This is a genomic window from Sphingomonas sp. QA11 (genome assembly GCF_028473665.1).
Taxonomy (GTDB): Bacteria; Pseudomonadota; Alphaproteobacteria; order Sphingomonadales; family Sphingomonadaceae; genus Sphingomonas; species Sphingomonas phytovorans.
The window spans coordinates 5,544,144-5,557,863 of sequence record NZ_CP098774.1; the positions used below are offsets into that span (position 1 = coordinate 5,544,144).

A 13,720-nucleotide genomic window follows, 5' to 3' on the forward strand; every position below is an offset into this window, starting at 1 on the left:
GATTTGCCGATTCCCGTCGTCATTGCGTGAGACGGCCATCGGGGCCGGAACATTCAAAGCGGGGATTTATGCAGTTTCGTAGCATGATGTTGTGCAGCGTTGCCGCGCTGTCAGCGACGGTGGCCGGGCCGGCGAGCGCACGGGAGATGGACTTCGCGATCCCGGCGGGCGCGCTGGCTCCGGCGCTGACGGCTTTCTCGCGCACTGCCTCGGTCGATTTGATGGCTGACCCCGCGTTACTACGCAATCGCAAGACGCCGGGCCTGCGCGGCCGTTTTGCCGTGGCGGGCGGCCTCGGGCAGTTGTTGAGCGGCACCGGCCTGACCTATCAGCAGCGCAACGGCTCCTTCGTGATCGTCGTCCAGCCGGGGCCCGCGCCGGTCGCCACGCGCGTCTCCGCCCAGGCGCATGCCGTCGCGGCCCATGCCGACGATGTTGAGGATGAGGCAGGCGCCGCCGAGATTACCGTTACCGGCCAGCGCGGCGCCAACCAGAACGCCATCGCCATCAAGCGGCGCGAGCGCAACATCGTCGACGCCATTTCCTCCGACGAGGCGCAGCGCCTGCCGGATCTGACTATCGTCAACGCAATGCGCCGCATCCCGGGCGTGTCCGTGCTACCGGTCGCGGATAACGAGCATCCTCGTGACGAGGCCATCGCGCCGGTGCTGCGCGGCCTCAACCAGTCGTACAACAACGTCACCATCAACGGCCTGCCTGTCGCGTCTCCTGGCATTCCGCAATCGGGCACGGGCGCGGCCGGGCGCGGCGTTCGCCTCGACATCCTACCGACATCGCTGGTCAAGCAGATCGTGGTGGTGAAGACCTTCACGCCTGAACTCGATGCCAATGCGGTGGGGGGCGCGGTGGACCTGCGCACGCGCAGCGCCTTCGACGGGGGCGGGCGCCCGTTTCTAACGGCGGAGGCCGGTCTCGCCAACACCAGCCAGAAGGGCGTGCCGCATCCGCAGCAGGATTTTGGTCGCCGCTTCTCGATGACGGGCAGCACCACCTTTGGCGCCGAGCATAATCTCGGCGTCGTGGTGTCGGGCAATTACCAGCGATTGCAGAATTACACTGAAGTCCATGGCACCAGCGATTCCGTCTACTACAATTTCTACAACGACAAGGGCATTCGGCTGACCGACAACAGCCTGGGCAATGGCCGTGCGGTGCCGCAGCAGGACAAGAGCTGGTACAATGAAAGCGACCGCGAACGCTGGAGCGTGACCGGCCGGCTGGAAGGCGCGTTCGGTGATCTCAAGCTGTTCGGCATGGCCGGCTACTACAAGTTCATCGACGGCTACAACCGCAACGAGGTGGTCATCAACGGCCGTAACACCTCCATCACGCAGCAGACCGACACCGGCGGGCACTACGCCGCCGCCTCGGTTGAACTCGGTTACCGCACCGGCAGGACGATCAGCGCGACGAAGCTGTTCCAGGCGGGCGTCGACTGGCAGCCGAGCGATGCCGACGCAATCTCGGTGCGGGGCAGCCTGTCCAAGGCGACTTCGCGCGAGCCGCATGACATGGTGAAATATAATGGCGGCATCAACGCATCCGGCAGCACTATCGGCCTGCCGCAATTCGCGTTCGACTACGACACGAGCCAGTTCCACCACAGCTTCAACATCTCGCCCGACGCCTATTACAACATGTCGCTCTACCAGCCCGCCTATTGGCGTCATCGCGAGCGCAATTCGAGCGGCCGGATCAACAGCGTGCGCGCCGACTGGGCGCACAACATGGACAATGACAGCGAGGGTCTGGGCTTCGGGCTTGGCGCCGCCTATTCCGACACGCAGGCCACGCATAATTTCTACGGCGATCAGTACAGCACCACCGACCGCAGCCTCACGCTGGCGGGCATCGGCACGATGAGCAATGCCTGGCTGTCCTTCAACCGCAGCGGCCTGCGCCTCATCACCATCGATAACGACCGCGCCTGGCAGCAATTCTCCGCCAACCGGGCCTCGATCAAGCTGGACGATTCCATCAACGGCAACAACCAGGACAATTTCGTCCATAACGAAGAACTGCTGAGCGGTTATGCGACGCTCGCCTATGCGGCGGGTCCGCTGAAGCTCCTCGGCGGTTTTCGCGCCGAACGCACGAATATCGATACGCGGAGCTTTGTTCGGCTCGGCGGGCGGTGGACGCCCAATAACGCCAGGTCGAACTATAGTTTCCTGCTGCCGTCCTTCCTCGCCAGCTATGATGTGTCCGATGCGCTTCGCGTCCGGGGCGGCTTTTCGCAGACCATCGGTCGCCCAAGCTACGAAGCCTATGCCGCCCGTTCGTCCATCAGCTTCGAGAGCGACGCTGATATCGGCAATCCCAATGCCCAGAATATCACGGTCAATCTGGGCAATCCCGCCATCAAGCCGCGCCGGGCGGACAATTTCGACCTGAGCGTGGAGTGGACCTTGTCCAACGACTATGGCGGCATGCTCTCGGCGGCGGTCTTCCGCAAGGAGATCCATGACGAAATCTATGCGGCCCGCTCGACCGGCTTCACCTATGACGGCGTGACCTATGCGAATGCCGACGTGATCCAGCCCGCCAACGCGAGCAGCGCGCGGATCAGCGGTATCGAACTGTCCGCCGTCGTCAACTCGCTGGAATTCGTCAGCCCGATCCTCAAGGATATCGGCGTCTCCGCGAACTGGAGCCTGCTGGATGGTCAGATGAAGGTGCCGATGGCCAGCAAGGCCACCCGTCGCATCGACCGGCTGCTCGGCCAGCCCGGCGAGATTCGCAACGTCTCGATCTTCTATGCGCGCAACGGCTTCGAACTGCGCGGCGCCTATAACTGGACCGGCCGTGCGCTGCGCGACATCGTGCCGGACGTTTCGTGGCAGGATGTCTATTGGGCGCCCCGCAAGCAGTTCGACCTCCAGGCACGCTACCAGGTCAAGCCGGGCCTCCATTTGGTGGCGGAGGTCAACAACCTCACTGAAGAACGCATGGACAGCGTGACCGGGCCGAAGCGAAACCTGCTCAAGGACAGCTACTCCACGCCGCGCACCATCTGGCTGAGCATCAACTGGACGCCGGGCCGCTGATCGACGCCTCCATGGCTGACAAGGCGTGCGCGGCCCCGGTGACGGTCGCGGGCTCCCTTCTTGAAAGGAAATCATAATGCCGAACCGGATCACGACCCGGCTGCTCGCCTGCGCCCTTGCCCTGGCGCAGACGATGCCGGCACAGGGTGCCGAGAAGACTATAGGCCATGCGCGAGTGCTTGAACGGCGCCTCGCCGGGCCGGATGGATCGGTGATGGTGGTCGCCCATCGCGGATGCTGGAAGCAGACGTCGGAGAACAGCATCGACGGGATCGAGGCGTGTATCGCCTTTGGCGTCGATATGGTCGAACTGGATGTGCGCGCCACGGCGGATGGCGTGCTGGTCCTGATGCACGATGCCACGGTGGACCGGATGACGGACGGGACCGGCAAGGTCGAGGAGCTTGGGTGGGCCTATCTCCAGGCCTTGCACCTGCGCGAAGGAGCGGGTCGGGGATCGCCGGTCACGACGCGTCGTATCCCCCTGTTCGAGGATGCCCTGCGCGCGGCGAAGGGCCGCATCCTCATAAACATCGACGCCAAGAGCGACCTGACTCGGGAGGTGCTCGCGCTGGTCGACCGTTTCGGCGATCGGAAACAGGTATTGTTCAAGGCGCCGGCACCGGCGGCCGAAGTAATGACGAGCGCGCCCTGGGTGCGCGATGTGCGCTTCCAGCCGATCATCCGGGAAAGGGAGATGCAGGGGGACCCGAAGGCGACCATTCCGCCCTACGACCCGATCCGCCCGGTGGGTTATGAGATCGACGTGGTCAATCCGCCGATCATCGCGACGCTGCGTGACACGATACGCACGCGTTGCGCCCGCTTCTGGGTCAACAGCCTGAACGGCACGCCCGCGCTTCACGATGCGGAGGCGATGCTGGCGCCGGACCGGATATGGGGCCGGATGATCGCCGACGGCGTCGACACCATCCAGACCGACGAGCCGCTGGCGCTCAAGGCGTATGTCGCGAGCCGCGGACTGGAGACCTACCGGTGTCGTCCGAGGCCGGGAAGCTGACGACCTCCGCACCTCTCGCCTTTTGGCTCTCGTTTGATGACACTGGACGGCCGTCACGGGTCGAAGAGCCGGATGGCGATTGGTGACGCGCCGCCGCTTTATCGGGCCGGGGGGCGGCGCGGGCGATAGAGGATTTGGGCCTCGCCCTGTGCTTCGACCGGCAGGAACAGGCCCTGGCCGGTCGCCTTGATCAGGCCGTTGTCGACGCGCGAGACGTCTGCGGACAGGATGAAGTCGCCCTCGCGCCGCTCGGCGATCGCGCCACGCGCCGCGGTCAGCACTTTTTCATAGTCGCCGACGAAATCGTGGACGAGTGCTTCCCGGATGCTGTCGCGCACCGAACTGTTTTCGAACAGGGCGAACAGCAGGTTGACGCCAGTGCTGTCGGTTCGGCCGGCGATCTGGAGGTCCTTGACCCTGACCAGTTGCGAATTGGCATCGTTATAAGGAATGGCCGACAGCCATATCTCTCCCTTGGTCGCGACAAGCGAGGTCTTGCGCGCCTTCACGCTGGCGACGATGCCGACCGCGAGGTGATTGTTGTCGGTCGCATAGATGGTGACCTTGCCGAAGGTCGCGTCGACCGGGCCGACCCCGGTCAGGACGATCTGGCGCTTCTTGGCCAGCTTGGCCAAGGCCCGCTCGACGACCGGCTGGAGTTGTTCGTAATCGGCCAGCACCGGGATGAAGAAGCGCAGGCCGCGCGGCCCGGGCTGACGGGAAGGCGGCGGCAGCGGTGTCGGCACCGGATCGGGCGGACGATCGCCGACAAAAGTCTCGGTCAGGGCCTCGGCGGCAAGCGTCATTTCGAGCCGGTCGCCAACGATGCGGTAGCCGCCGAACCCGAGCGAGCGCGGCGTGATGCGCATCCACACCGGCGGGCGTTCGCGGTTGAGCATCACTGAGGTGAAACCCTGCCGCCAGACACCGTCGAGGCGGTTGCGCAGGTCGATCCGCGCGAGTTCCTTCGGCAGATCGCGTTCCAGGCCGGCGATGACTGCCTCCAGCTTGTCGTCGGCTTTCCCGGCGAACTTGATTCGCTGGCCAAGGAAATCGATGCCCGGCGGTTCGGTCCAGTCATAGGCGATCCGCACCTTGGCGGTGGGCGACCATCTGCGGTCGATCGACAGCGTCGCCGACGCGCGCACGATGGCGCTGCCGGTTGCCGTTTCCCGGCGGATGATGCCGCCGACATTCTCCGCGCGGATCGTGGCGGCTACCGGCATGGTGATGAGGAGCGTCGCACCGCTGCCGCTCAGCCTGATCCGCCCGCGTTTCACATGCCCGACAATGTCGCAATGCAGGCTTGGCGTGACCTTCAGCTTCTTGCCGAACAGCTTGACCCGCTTGGGCGGCACGCACAGCAGGCCGCGCTTTTCGATTCGCCACAGGGTCTTTGGCGTGCGCTGATTCAACCCGCGTTCCAGGTCGGCCAGCTTTGCGGACACCGGGACCACGATGGTGGAACTGCGCTGCGGCAGTTCGGCCGGCGTGACGACTCGTGGCGGCGCGGGATTGCCCACCTGGGAGGAGCATGCCGCGAGCAGGGTGACGAGGACACCGACGGCGATGGCGCGAAAGGATCGGAAGTCAGTCATCCTGCCCTTGAATAGCCGCCTGGCCGGTGAAGGCGCAAATATTCCTGCCTGCGCGGGCTTCGGACCTAGCTTCGTATTTTCGGGCCTCTCCCGGGCATTCCGCATCTGTGGGGAGAGATGAGGCGGCGCAGTGGCAGGACACAATTTGCCCGCCGTTGCTGTGGATGTCGCCGTCCAGCGCGCAGCTATCGCTATCGCAGTCCTTGGGATGATCGAACCTGACGCCTCGCCCGCCACGGAGTCGCCCCTAGTGCTGGCATGGTGGATGTGCCACCCTCTAAGGCTCGCCTGCCGCTGAAAATCGTTGCGCCAAGCGATGCTCGCGGAATGCGACGGTCATATGGTCGACAAAGGCGCGGGTCTTGGCGGGCAGTAGTTTTCGGCCGGCGAAATAAAGCGAGATCGCGCCGAGATCCGCGTGCCAGTCTGGCACCAGGCGTTGCAACGCGCCGCTTTCCAGATGCCGCTCGACATAGGGCATGGCGATCATCGCCACGCCCAGCCCCATCAGGGCCGCACGGCATATTGCCTCGGGATCGTTGGCGACCATGCGGGCCTTGTGTTCCAGCGTCGCCTCCTCGCCGTCGCGGTTGCGCATCTTCCAGACGCGCACGCGGCCAGTCAGGGCTGAGCGCATGGATATCCCATCGAACTGCGCCAGTTCATGCGGTTGCCGTGGCGGCTTGCGGCCTTGCATATAGTCCGGCGAAGCCACGGCGATGACATGCAGCGGTGCCAGCCGGTGCGCCACCACGCCGGGCGCCAGTTCCATGCCACCACCGATCGCCGCGTCGAACCCTTCGCCGATCAGATCGACCTGCCGATTCTCGAAGCTCCAGTCCATCTGAACGTCGGGATAGCGCTCCATGAAGGCCGGCAGAAACGGCAGCACGTAGTCCAGCCCGAACGTCAGGGCCACGCTCACCTTCAGCACGCCTGCGGGCTTGCCGGACTGTGTCGTCAAGTCGGCGATGGCCGCCTGGATCGACTCGACGCCGTCAGTCACCGACGCGAGAAAACGATCGCCGTCCTCAGTGAGACTCAGGTTGCGGCTGCTGCGCTGGAACAGGCGGACACCCAGGTTACGCTCCAGCATGGCCACATTGCGGCTGATGGCCGCCGGTGTCACGCCCAGCCGTCGCGCCGCGGCGGAGAAGCTGCCGCATTCGGCGCTGCGGATGAAGGATTCCAGATTGGCCAATGTCTCCATGAGATGATTTTAAACAGATCGTTGAGGTTGGTTCCAGTCATCAGCGACTAATCTTATCAAATTACCTCGCTATGCTGACTGCCTCGATCCAACCCGAATGAGGCCGCGGCAATGCCCATCCAGCCGGAAAATTCCATCGACTATGACCGGCTGATGCAGGCGAATCTCGCCCGTGTGTTCAGCGAGCGGGACACCGGGCGGCGTATCGCCGCGATCCATGAACTCTATGCGGAAGACGCCGTCCTCTATGAGCCGGAGGCATCGGCCACAGGGCATATCGCGATCGATGCTGCGGTGTCGGCGCTGCTTGCGAGTCTGCCGCCCGACTTTGCCTTCACGGCGATTGGGCCTGCGATCGGCCATCATGGCATCGGCCGGCTCCGCTGGCAGGCAGGCCCGGCGAACGGCCCGGTCGCCGTCGCCGGCATGGATATCGCCCAGGTTCAGGGCGGCCGCATTCACTCCCTCTACGTTTTTCTCGAACCTGCCGCCTGAACCACATCCAACACCCCAAAGGAGCCCCTATGCCCAAAAACGGTCTTGATGCCCTGCTGCGCCCCGAAGACAGCATTCTCGTGCTAATCGATCACCAGCCATATCAGTTCGCAAATCTGAACAGCCACGAACCGACGATGATTACCAACAACGTCGTCGGCCTTGCCAAGACGGCGAAGGTCTTCAATGTGCCGACGATCCTGACCACGGTGCTGGCGGAACGTGGCGGCCACCTGATCAAGGGCCTGCAGGACGTCTTTCCGGACCAGAAGCCGGTCGACCGCAGCTTCATCAACACCTGGCAGGACACGAACGTCACCGATGTTGTCAGGAAGAGCGGACGCAAGCAGCTCATCCTGGCGGCTCTCTGGACCGAGATTTGCCTCGCCATGCCGGCGATCCAGGCGCTTGGCGAAGGCTACCAGGTCTTCGTCGTCACCGACGCCTCGGGCGGGGTTTCGGTGGAAGCACACGACATGGCGGTGCGCCGCATGGTTCAGGCCGGTGCCGTCCCGATCACCTGGCTTGCTGTGCTGGGCGAGTGGCAGCGCGACTGGGCGCGCGAAGAGACCGCCGCTGGCGTCGCCGGGGTCGTTCTCGAACATGGTGGCGCCAGCGCCGTTGCCTTCGCCTGGGAAATGCAGCTCCTCGCCGCGGGCGCCAAGGCAGGCGGCTGACCATGCCGTCCGCGACCGCGCCCGTCCGCATCGGCTATTGCCTCTCGCTGACCGGGCCGCTCGCGGGCAACAGCCGCTCGGCCCGCCTGGCCCATGACATCTGGCGGGAGGACGTCAACAGGCGGGGTGGCCTGCTCGGCCGCCCCGTCGAGTTCGCTTGCTATGACGATCAGGGTGAAGCGTCGCGCGTGCCCGGCCTCTACAAGCGGCTGATCGACGAGGACAAGGTCGATCTGGTTATCGGCGGCTACGGCACCAACACCATCCTGGCGGCCATGTCCGTCATCATCGAGCGGCAGCGTTTCTTCGTCGGGCTGATGGGACTCGGCGTCAACAACGCGCTCGCTTATCCTAACTACTTCGCGATGATTTCGACCGGGCCAGACCCCAACGCCGCACTCACCGAAGGTTTCTTCGCGTTGGCCGCCGAGCAGGCACCGCGGCCGACGACCGTGGCGCTGCTGTCGGCTGATGCCGAGTTCTCGAAGAACCCGATCCTCGGTGCGAAGGCCAATGCCGAAAAATACGGGTTCAAAATCTTCCATGAAGCAACGTATCCGCTGGCGACGGAGAATTTCGAGCCAATCATTGATGCCGTCGCGGCAAGCAATTGCGATTTGCTGTTCCTCTGCTCCTATCTCAACGATTCGATCGGCCTCGTGCGCGCCATCCACGCGCATCCATTCCGCCCGAAGATGGTCGGGGCTAGTATGATCGGGCCGCAGAACACAGCGGTCAAGGTAGCGCTCGGTCCTTTGCTGAATGGTTTCGTGAACTACGAATACTGGGTCCCGGTCCCGACAATGATGTTTTCCGGAATTCAAGAATTTCTGGATGCCTATCAGGCCCGCGCCGTCAACACCGGCGCCGACCTTCTCGGGCACTACATGGCCCCGCTGGCCTATGCGCAGATGCAGGTCGTCACGCAGGCCGTCGAAGCAACTGGCGGTTTCGATGACGCCGATCTCGCTGCCTATACACGGGACACGGTCTTTGAAACCGTGATGGGAGCCGTTCGCTTTGGGATGAACGGCGAATGGCAGGAGCCTCGGGTACTGCAGGTCCAATTCCAGGGCATCACCGGCAATGAGATCGAGCAGTTCCGCAGCGGATCACGGCAAATCGTCGTTTCACCTCCGGGCTTGGCCTCCGGCGCGCTGCGCTTTCCGTATGCAGATGCGCTTTCGGCCCAGTGAAGCGCGCACTTCGATCGCACTCTAAATGGCGCATCCGCAGGATTCGAACATGTTGCCGACCAGGTCGGAAATGATCAGGCCGCGAGCAGCGCGACGGCGAGCTGACCCAACCGGCGCACGCCATCTTCGATACGCTCGTTCCAGCCATGACCCGCGCTCAAGCGCAGGCAATTCCTGAAGCGCCGGCTGGCGGAAAACACATCGCCGGGCGCGAAACAGATGCCCTGGTCCAGCGCCTTGTCGAAGAGCGCGCGAGAATCGAAGCGCTTCGGCAATTCGAGCCACAGCACGAAACCGCCAGCCGGCCGGCTCATCTTCGTCTCGGCCGGGAAGCTTGCCTCGACCGCATCTGCCATGCGCGCGAGAGTCCCTTGCAAGAGCTGGCGGACGCGGCGCAGATGGGCGTCGTAGCCACCCCTCGCCAGAAACTCGGCGATCGCGACCTGCGGCAGGACAGCGCCGCACAGGCTGAAGGCGAGCTTACGTTCGATCACCTGACGGGTGCGACGGTCTGCCGCGATCCAGCCGACGCGGTAGCCGGGGGCCAGGCTCTTCGAGAACGAACTGCAATAGATCGTGTTGGCGCCGCCATCGAGCGCGATGAACGGCTTCGGCCGCTCCCGCCCGAAATAGAGATCGCCGTAGACATCGTCCTCGATAAACGGGATGGCGTAGCGCCCGAGCACTTCGAGGAGTGCCCGCTTGTCGGTCTCCGCCATCATCGAGCCGAGAGGGTTGTTGAAGCTCGACGCGATCGCGAACGCCGCCACCCGTTCCGTTTCCAGCAGCCGGGCGACTGCGGCAACATCGATGCCGCGAATAGGGTCGGTCGGCAGTTCGACGGCCTTCAGACCCAGCATCTCCAGCGTGTGCAGCAATCCCATATAGGTAGGCGATTCAACCGCGATCGTGTCACCGGGCTTCGCGACGGAGGTGAGGGCCAACGTCAATGCTTCCGTGCAGCCGCTCGTGATCACCACCTCGTCCGGTGACAGCATATGGCCGACGCGCATCGCGCGTTTGGCGATCTCGCCGCGCAACGCCGGATCGCCCAGGGGGGTGCCATAGACATTGTATCGCGCGCCGTGCTGGCGGGCGGCGCGGGCGAGCGACAGGTCGAGCCGTTTCGATTCCAGCAGCGCGCCATCGGGCACGGCGCACCCGAACGGGAGAAAGGCCGGGTTCGACGAATGTTCGAGCAACGCCGCGACGGCACCGCTGATCGAGACGGCCGATGCCCTTGCGCGGGGGCGCGAAGCGGAGGGCAACGCCAGCACCTTGCGCGGCTTTGGCGCAACGTAGAAACCCGATCGCGGCCGCGCGACGATGACCTCCCGATCTTCGAGCATTCGGCAAGTCTGCAAGGCGGTCGAGATGCTGACGCCATGCTGGTCGCTGAGCGTCCGCACCGAAGGCAGCCGAGCCCCCGGCGCGAGAGCGCCGTTGTCGATCATGGTGATGATAAGCGCGGCAAGTTGCTCGTATCGATACATGGTGGCGGCCGTAGGAGACAAAACGAAGTCTCCGTACCATAACGTCGCGCTCCCGGTTCGCCAATAATCTGTTATGGTCGAATAGACATATACTGTGTCTGTTATGCTCGGTTCGCGAGCCGTATGATGTGCCCATGACCGCGCTCCTTCATCCTTCCGACGGAACGCAAACGCCCGACCTTGAGGAGGCAGGCTCCGCGAAATGGCGTGGGCGCTTTCCCTACAACGAGATCATCACGCTCCTGAACGTGAACCGCCCGCACAATCTGGCGGAGAGCACGTCGCGGGATTTGACGGTCGGTGAAGTCCTCGATCTCGCCGGTCTCGATCGCATCCGCGACCTCAATCTCGGTTATGGAAAATCCGCAGGCGCACTCGATTTGCGCGAAGCGATAACCGACGCTTGCGCGGTTCCCGCCGACCACATCGTCACGACACAAGGCACAGCGCTCGGCATCTTTCTTCTCGCGCTCGAACTCTGTCGGGCGGGCGATGAGGCCGTGCTGGTGTCGCCATGCTTCCCGCTGAGCCGTGACAGCCTGGTCGGCGCGGGCGCTCGCGTCCGCGAAGTCGCCTTGTCATTCGACAGCGGCTACCAGCTAGACCCGGATCGGATCGAAGCCAGCCTGTCGACGAGGACGCGGCTCGTCAGCCTCGCGTCGCCGCAGAATCCGAGCGGCATCCAGACATCCCGCGCCGTCATCGAAAATCTGCTGGCGATGATGGAGCGGCGATCTCCGCAAGCGCTGCTGTTCATCGATGAGACCTATCGGGAAGCGACCTATGGCGACGCTCCTCCGGTCGACAGCTTCGCCGGGTTCGATCCGCGCATCGTCACGGGCGCTTCTGTTTCCAAGGCACTCGGCGCGCCCGGCCTGCGAACGGGCTGGCTGACGGTCGCGGATGCCGACCTGCGCGCGCGGCTGACCGTCGCCAAGATGAACACCGTGATTTCCGGTTCGGTGCTCGACGAGACGCTGGCCGCCGCGCTGCTGCGCAACAAGGAAAGGGTTCTCGCGCCGAGACGCCGGTTGCTGGCCGGCGCGATCGAGGAATTGGCGAGGTGGCGCGAGGCGGAGCGCGCGCGTATCGACTGGGTGCGGCCCGACGCCGGCGCATTGTGCTGCCTGCGCCTCCGTCCGGGTGTGTTCGACGGAGCCGCCGTCTCACGCTTCTGGCGGCTTCTGCCTCACCATGACCTGCAACTGGCCTCCGGACGCTGGTTCGGCGAGAGCGAGCGCGTGTTCCGCCTTGGATTCGGCTATCTGCCGCCGGAACGCCTCGGACCGGCATTGTCGGCGCTTTCCGCCGCACTGGGTGCGGCCATCGCCTGATCGCACCGAAATTTTCAACACCTAACGATGAGCAGGATCATGAAAATCAAAGTCGCCTATATCGAGGAACCGCCATTCTACTGGACCGGAGACGATCAGCGTCCCACCGGCGCGGACATCGAAGTCGCGGAAGTGGTCCTGCGCGCGATTGGCGTGACCGACATCGAATATCACCTCACATCGTTCGGAGAATTCCTGCCGGGTGTGCAGGAAGGGCGTTGGGACATGAATGTCCCGATCTTCGTCACGGCTGAGCGCGCGCAGCAGGTTGCGTTCAGCGTGCCAATCTGGACGATCGGCGATGGCTTCGTCGTCCGGTCGGGCAATCCGAAGCAGCTGACGAGCTATGAAGCGGTTGCCGCGCGCAGCGACGCCCGGATCGGTCTCATCCCCGAGCAAATCCAATTTGCCGCCGCGAAGGCGGCGGGCGTGCGCGACAGCCAGATCGTGGTGCTGAAGGAGCAGCCCGAGGGCATCGCTGCGTTTATGGCGGGGACAATCGACGCTTTCCCCGGCACCGCGCTTGGCTGCCGTTCCATCGCCGGTGCCAATCCCGCACTGGAAGCCGTGGATGTGGAAATGGGTCCGTCAAGCGACGCGCCGGTCGGCGGCTTTTCGTTCGCCAAGGGCAATCACGCTCTGCTGGATGCGGTGAACAAGCAGCTTCGCCAGTATCTCGGCACGGCGGACCATCGGGCGCGGGTCGCGAAATATGGTTTTACCCCATCGGAGATCGACGGCGTGATCGGACGTGGGCAATGACAATCACGCTGCACAATCCGGCGACCATCGCGCCGCCATTCTCCTGCTACAGCCATGGTGCGTCGGCGTCGGAGAACGCCCGCTGGCTCTACGTTTCCGGCCAGGTTGGCGTGACACCGGATGGCACCGTGCCGATCGATCCGAGGCGGCAGATCGAGCTGGCCTGGGATAACCTCGAAGCGGTGCTGGCCGACGCCGGCATGGGTATGACCGATCTGGTGAAATTGGACGGCTTTATCACGCGCCCCGATCTTGTCCCGCTCTACCGGCAAGAACGCGAACGTCGATTTGCCGGGCACGCGGCCGCGACGACGATGGTCATCGTCGCGGGCCTCGCCGAGCCAAATCTGCTCGTGGAAATTCAGGCGGTTGCTGCGCGCTAGGCTTTCCCACGCCCGCTAATGCGTTCGCGATGGTATGGCCGATAACGCCTGCGACCGCAGGGTAGGCGTTATCACTTGTCTGGGGCAGCCATTTCCCCGCCGCTCTTGGTTGCGGCATAGGCCCAGGATAGCGGGCCGCCGTTCCAGCCGGTGAGGATGATCGCCGTCGCGATGACCTTGAAAAAGTCATTGTTGAGGAGGGTGTCTGCCGAGAGAAAGCCGTCACAGGGGGGTATTGGCTTCGGGAGCAACGGGTGCGCTACGTCGAGGTCGAACCAACAGCCGAGTGCATCGAACACACTGGCCGGCGTGTACCACTCATCAGATGCGCCGACAGACGCTTCCCACCCGCTCACAGCGCGCACCCCCAGAGGCTATTGGCGGGGGATGGGGAGAGGCAGACTTCACAACCGCAGGGTCGGACTACTGTCCTCGCGCCGCAGAGGTTGTGGAAGACGGGGAGCTCTTCCGATTCGCGGCTGT

The 13,720-nt window shown here is 64.1% G+C and carries 12 protein-coding genes; 8 read left to right on the forward strand and 4 right to left on the reverse strand.

All coding sequences use genetic code 11. The features are described 5' to 3' along the window. The first annotated feature begins 68 nt into the window (after positions 1-68). Together NDN01_RS25700 and NDN01_RS25705 are read left to right on the forward strand one after the other, a co-directional pair. Positions 69-3,068 carry a TonB-dependent receptor gene (locus NDN01_RS25700; protein ID WP_272625062.1) on the forward strand — a complete coding sequence of 1,000 codons (3,000 nt, stop codon included), beginning with the start codon at positions 69-71 and terminating at the stop codon, positions 3,066-3,068. Between the two features lie 76 nt (positions 3,069-3,144). Further along, positions 3,145-4,089: a glycerophosphodiester phosphodiesterase family protein gene (locus NDN01_RS25705; RefSeq protein WP_272625063.1), complete on the forward strand. Its 945-nt coding sequence runs from the start codon at positions 3,145-3,147 to the stop codon at positions 4,087-4,089. Between the two features lie 98 nt (positions 4,090-4,187). Here NDN01_RS25705 and NDN01_RS25710 read toward each other — a convergent pair whose 3' ends face one another. Beyond that, positions 4,188-5,687: a DUF4403 family protein gene (locus tag NDN01_RS25710; RefSeq protein WP_272625064.1), complete on the reverse strand. Its 1,500-nt coding sequence runs from the start codon at positions 5,685-5,687 to the stop codon at positions 4,188-4,190. A 277-nt stretch (positions 5,688-5,964) separates the two neighbouring features. Beyond that, entirely contained in the window at positions 5,965-6,897 is a 933-nt protein-coding gene (locus tag NDN01_RS25715; protein WP_272625065.1) for a LysR family transcriptional regulator, read from the reverse strand. Between the two features lie 111 nt (positions 6,898-7,008). Here NDN01_RS25715 and NDN01_RS25720 point away from each other — a divergent pair, with 111 nt between their 5' ends. The 3 genes from NDN01_RS25720 to NDN01_RS25730 are packed head-to-tail and all read left to right on the forward strand — an operon-like array spanning position 7,009 to position 9,265. Further along, positions 7,009-7,392, forward strand: coding sequence for a nuclear transport factor 2 family protein (locus NDN01_RS25720; RefSeq protein ID WP_272625066.1), 384 nt, complete (start codon positions 7,009-7,011; stop codon positions 7,390-7,392). A 29-nt stretch (positions 7,393-7,421) separates the two neighbouring features. After that, entirely contained in the window at positions 7,422-8,069 is a 648-nt protein-coding gene (locus NDN01_RS25725; RefSeq protein WP_272625067.1) for a hydrolase, read from the forward strand. Positions 8,070-8,071: 2 nt separating this feature from the next. After that, complete coding sequence (locus NDN01_RS25730) at positions 8,072-9,265, forward strand: amino acid ABC transporter substrate-binding protein (protein ID WP_272625068.1); 1,194 nt, start codon at positions 8,072-8,074, stop codon at positions 9,263-9,265. A gap of 74 nt (positions 9,266-9,339) precedes the next feature. Here the strand turns inward: NDN01_RS25730 and NDN01_RS25735 are convergent, their stop codons facing one another. Further along, positions 9,340-10,758 (reverse strand): aminotransferase-like domain-containing protein, encoded by a 1,419-nt coding sequence (locus NDN01_RS25735; RefSeq protein ID WP_272625069.1) that lies wholly within the window; start codon positions 10,756-10,758, stop codon positions 9,340-9,342. 134 nt (positions 10,759-10,892) lie between these two features. Between NDN01_RS25735 and NDN01_RS25740 the strand changes: the two genes are divergently transcribed. From NDN01_RS25740 to NDN01_RS25750, 3 genes are read left to right on the forward strand one after another with little or no spacing between them, the layout of a single operon-like run. Next, entirely contained in the window at positions 10,893-12,092 is a 1,200-nt protein-coding gene (locus NDN01_RS25740; RefSeq protein ID WP_272625070.1) for a pyridoxal phosphate-dependent aminotransferase, read from the forward strand. Positions 12,093-12,131: 39 nt separating this feature from the next. Further along, the gene (locus NDN01_RS25745) at positions 12,132-12,854 is read left to right on the forward strand and encodes a transporter substrate-binding domain-containing protein (RefSeq protein ID WP_272625071.1); all 723 of its coding nucleotides are present in this window, start codon (positions 12,132-12,134) and stop codon (positions 12,852-12,854) included. Beyond that, the gene (locus tag NDN01_RS25750; RefSeq protein WP_272625072.1) at positions 12,851-13,237 is read left to right on the forward strand and encodes a RidA family protein; all 387 of its coding nucleotides are present in this window, start codon (positions 12,851-12,853) and stop codon (positions 13,235-13,237) included. Before NDN01_RS25745 ends, NDN01_RS25750 begins: the two co-directional genes overlap by 4 nt. Positions 13,238-13,308: 71 nt before the next feature. On the opposite strand, the gene NDN01_RS25755 is transcribed toward NDN01_RS25750, so the two are convergent. Continuing rightward, the gene (locus NDN01_RS25755; protein ID WP_272625073.1) at positions 13,309-13,602 is read right to left on the reverse strand and encodes a hypothetical protein; all 294 of its coding nucleotides are present in this window, start codon (positions 13,600-13,602) and stop codon (positions 13,309-13,311) included. Positions 13,603-13,720 lie beyond the last annotated feature (118 nt).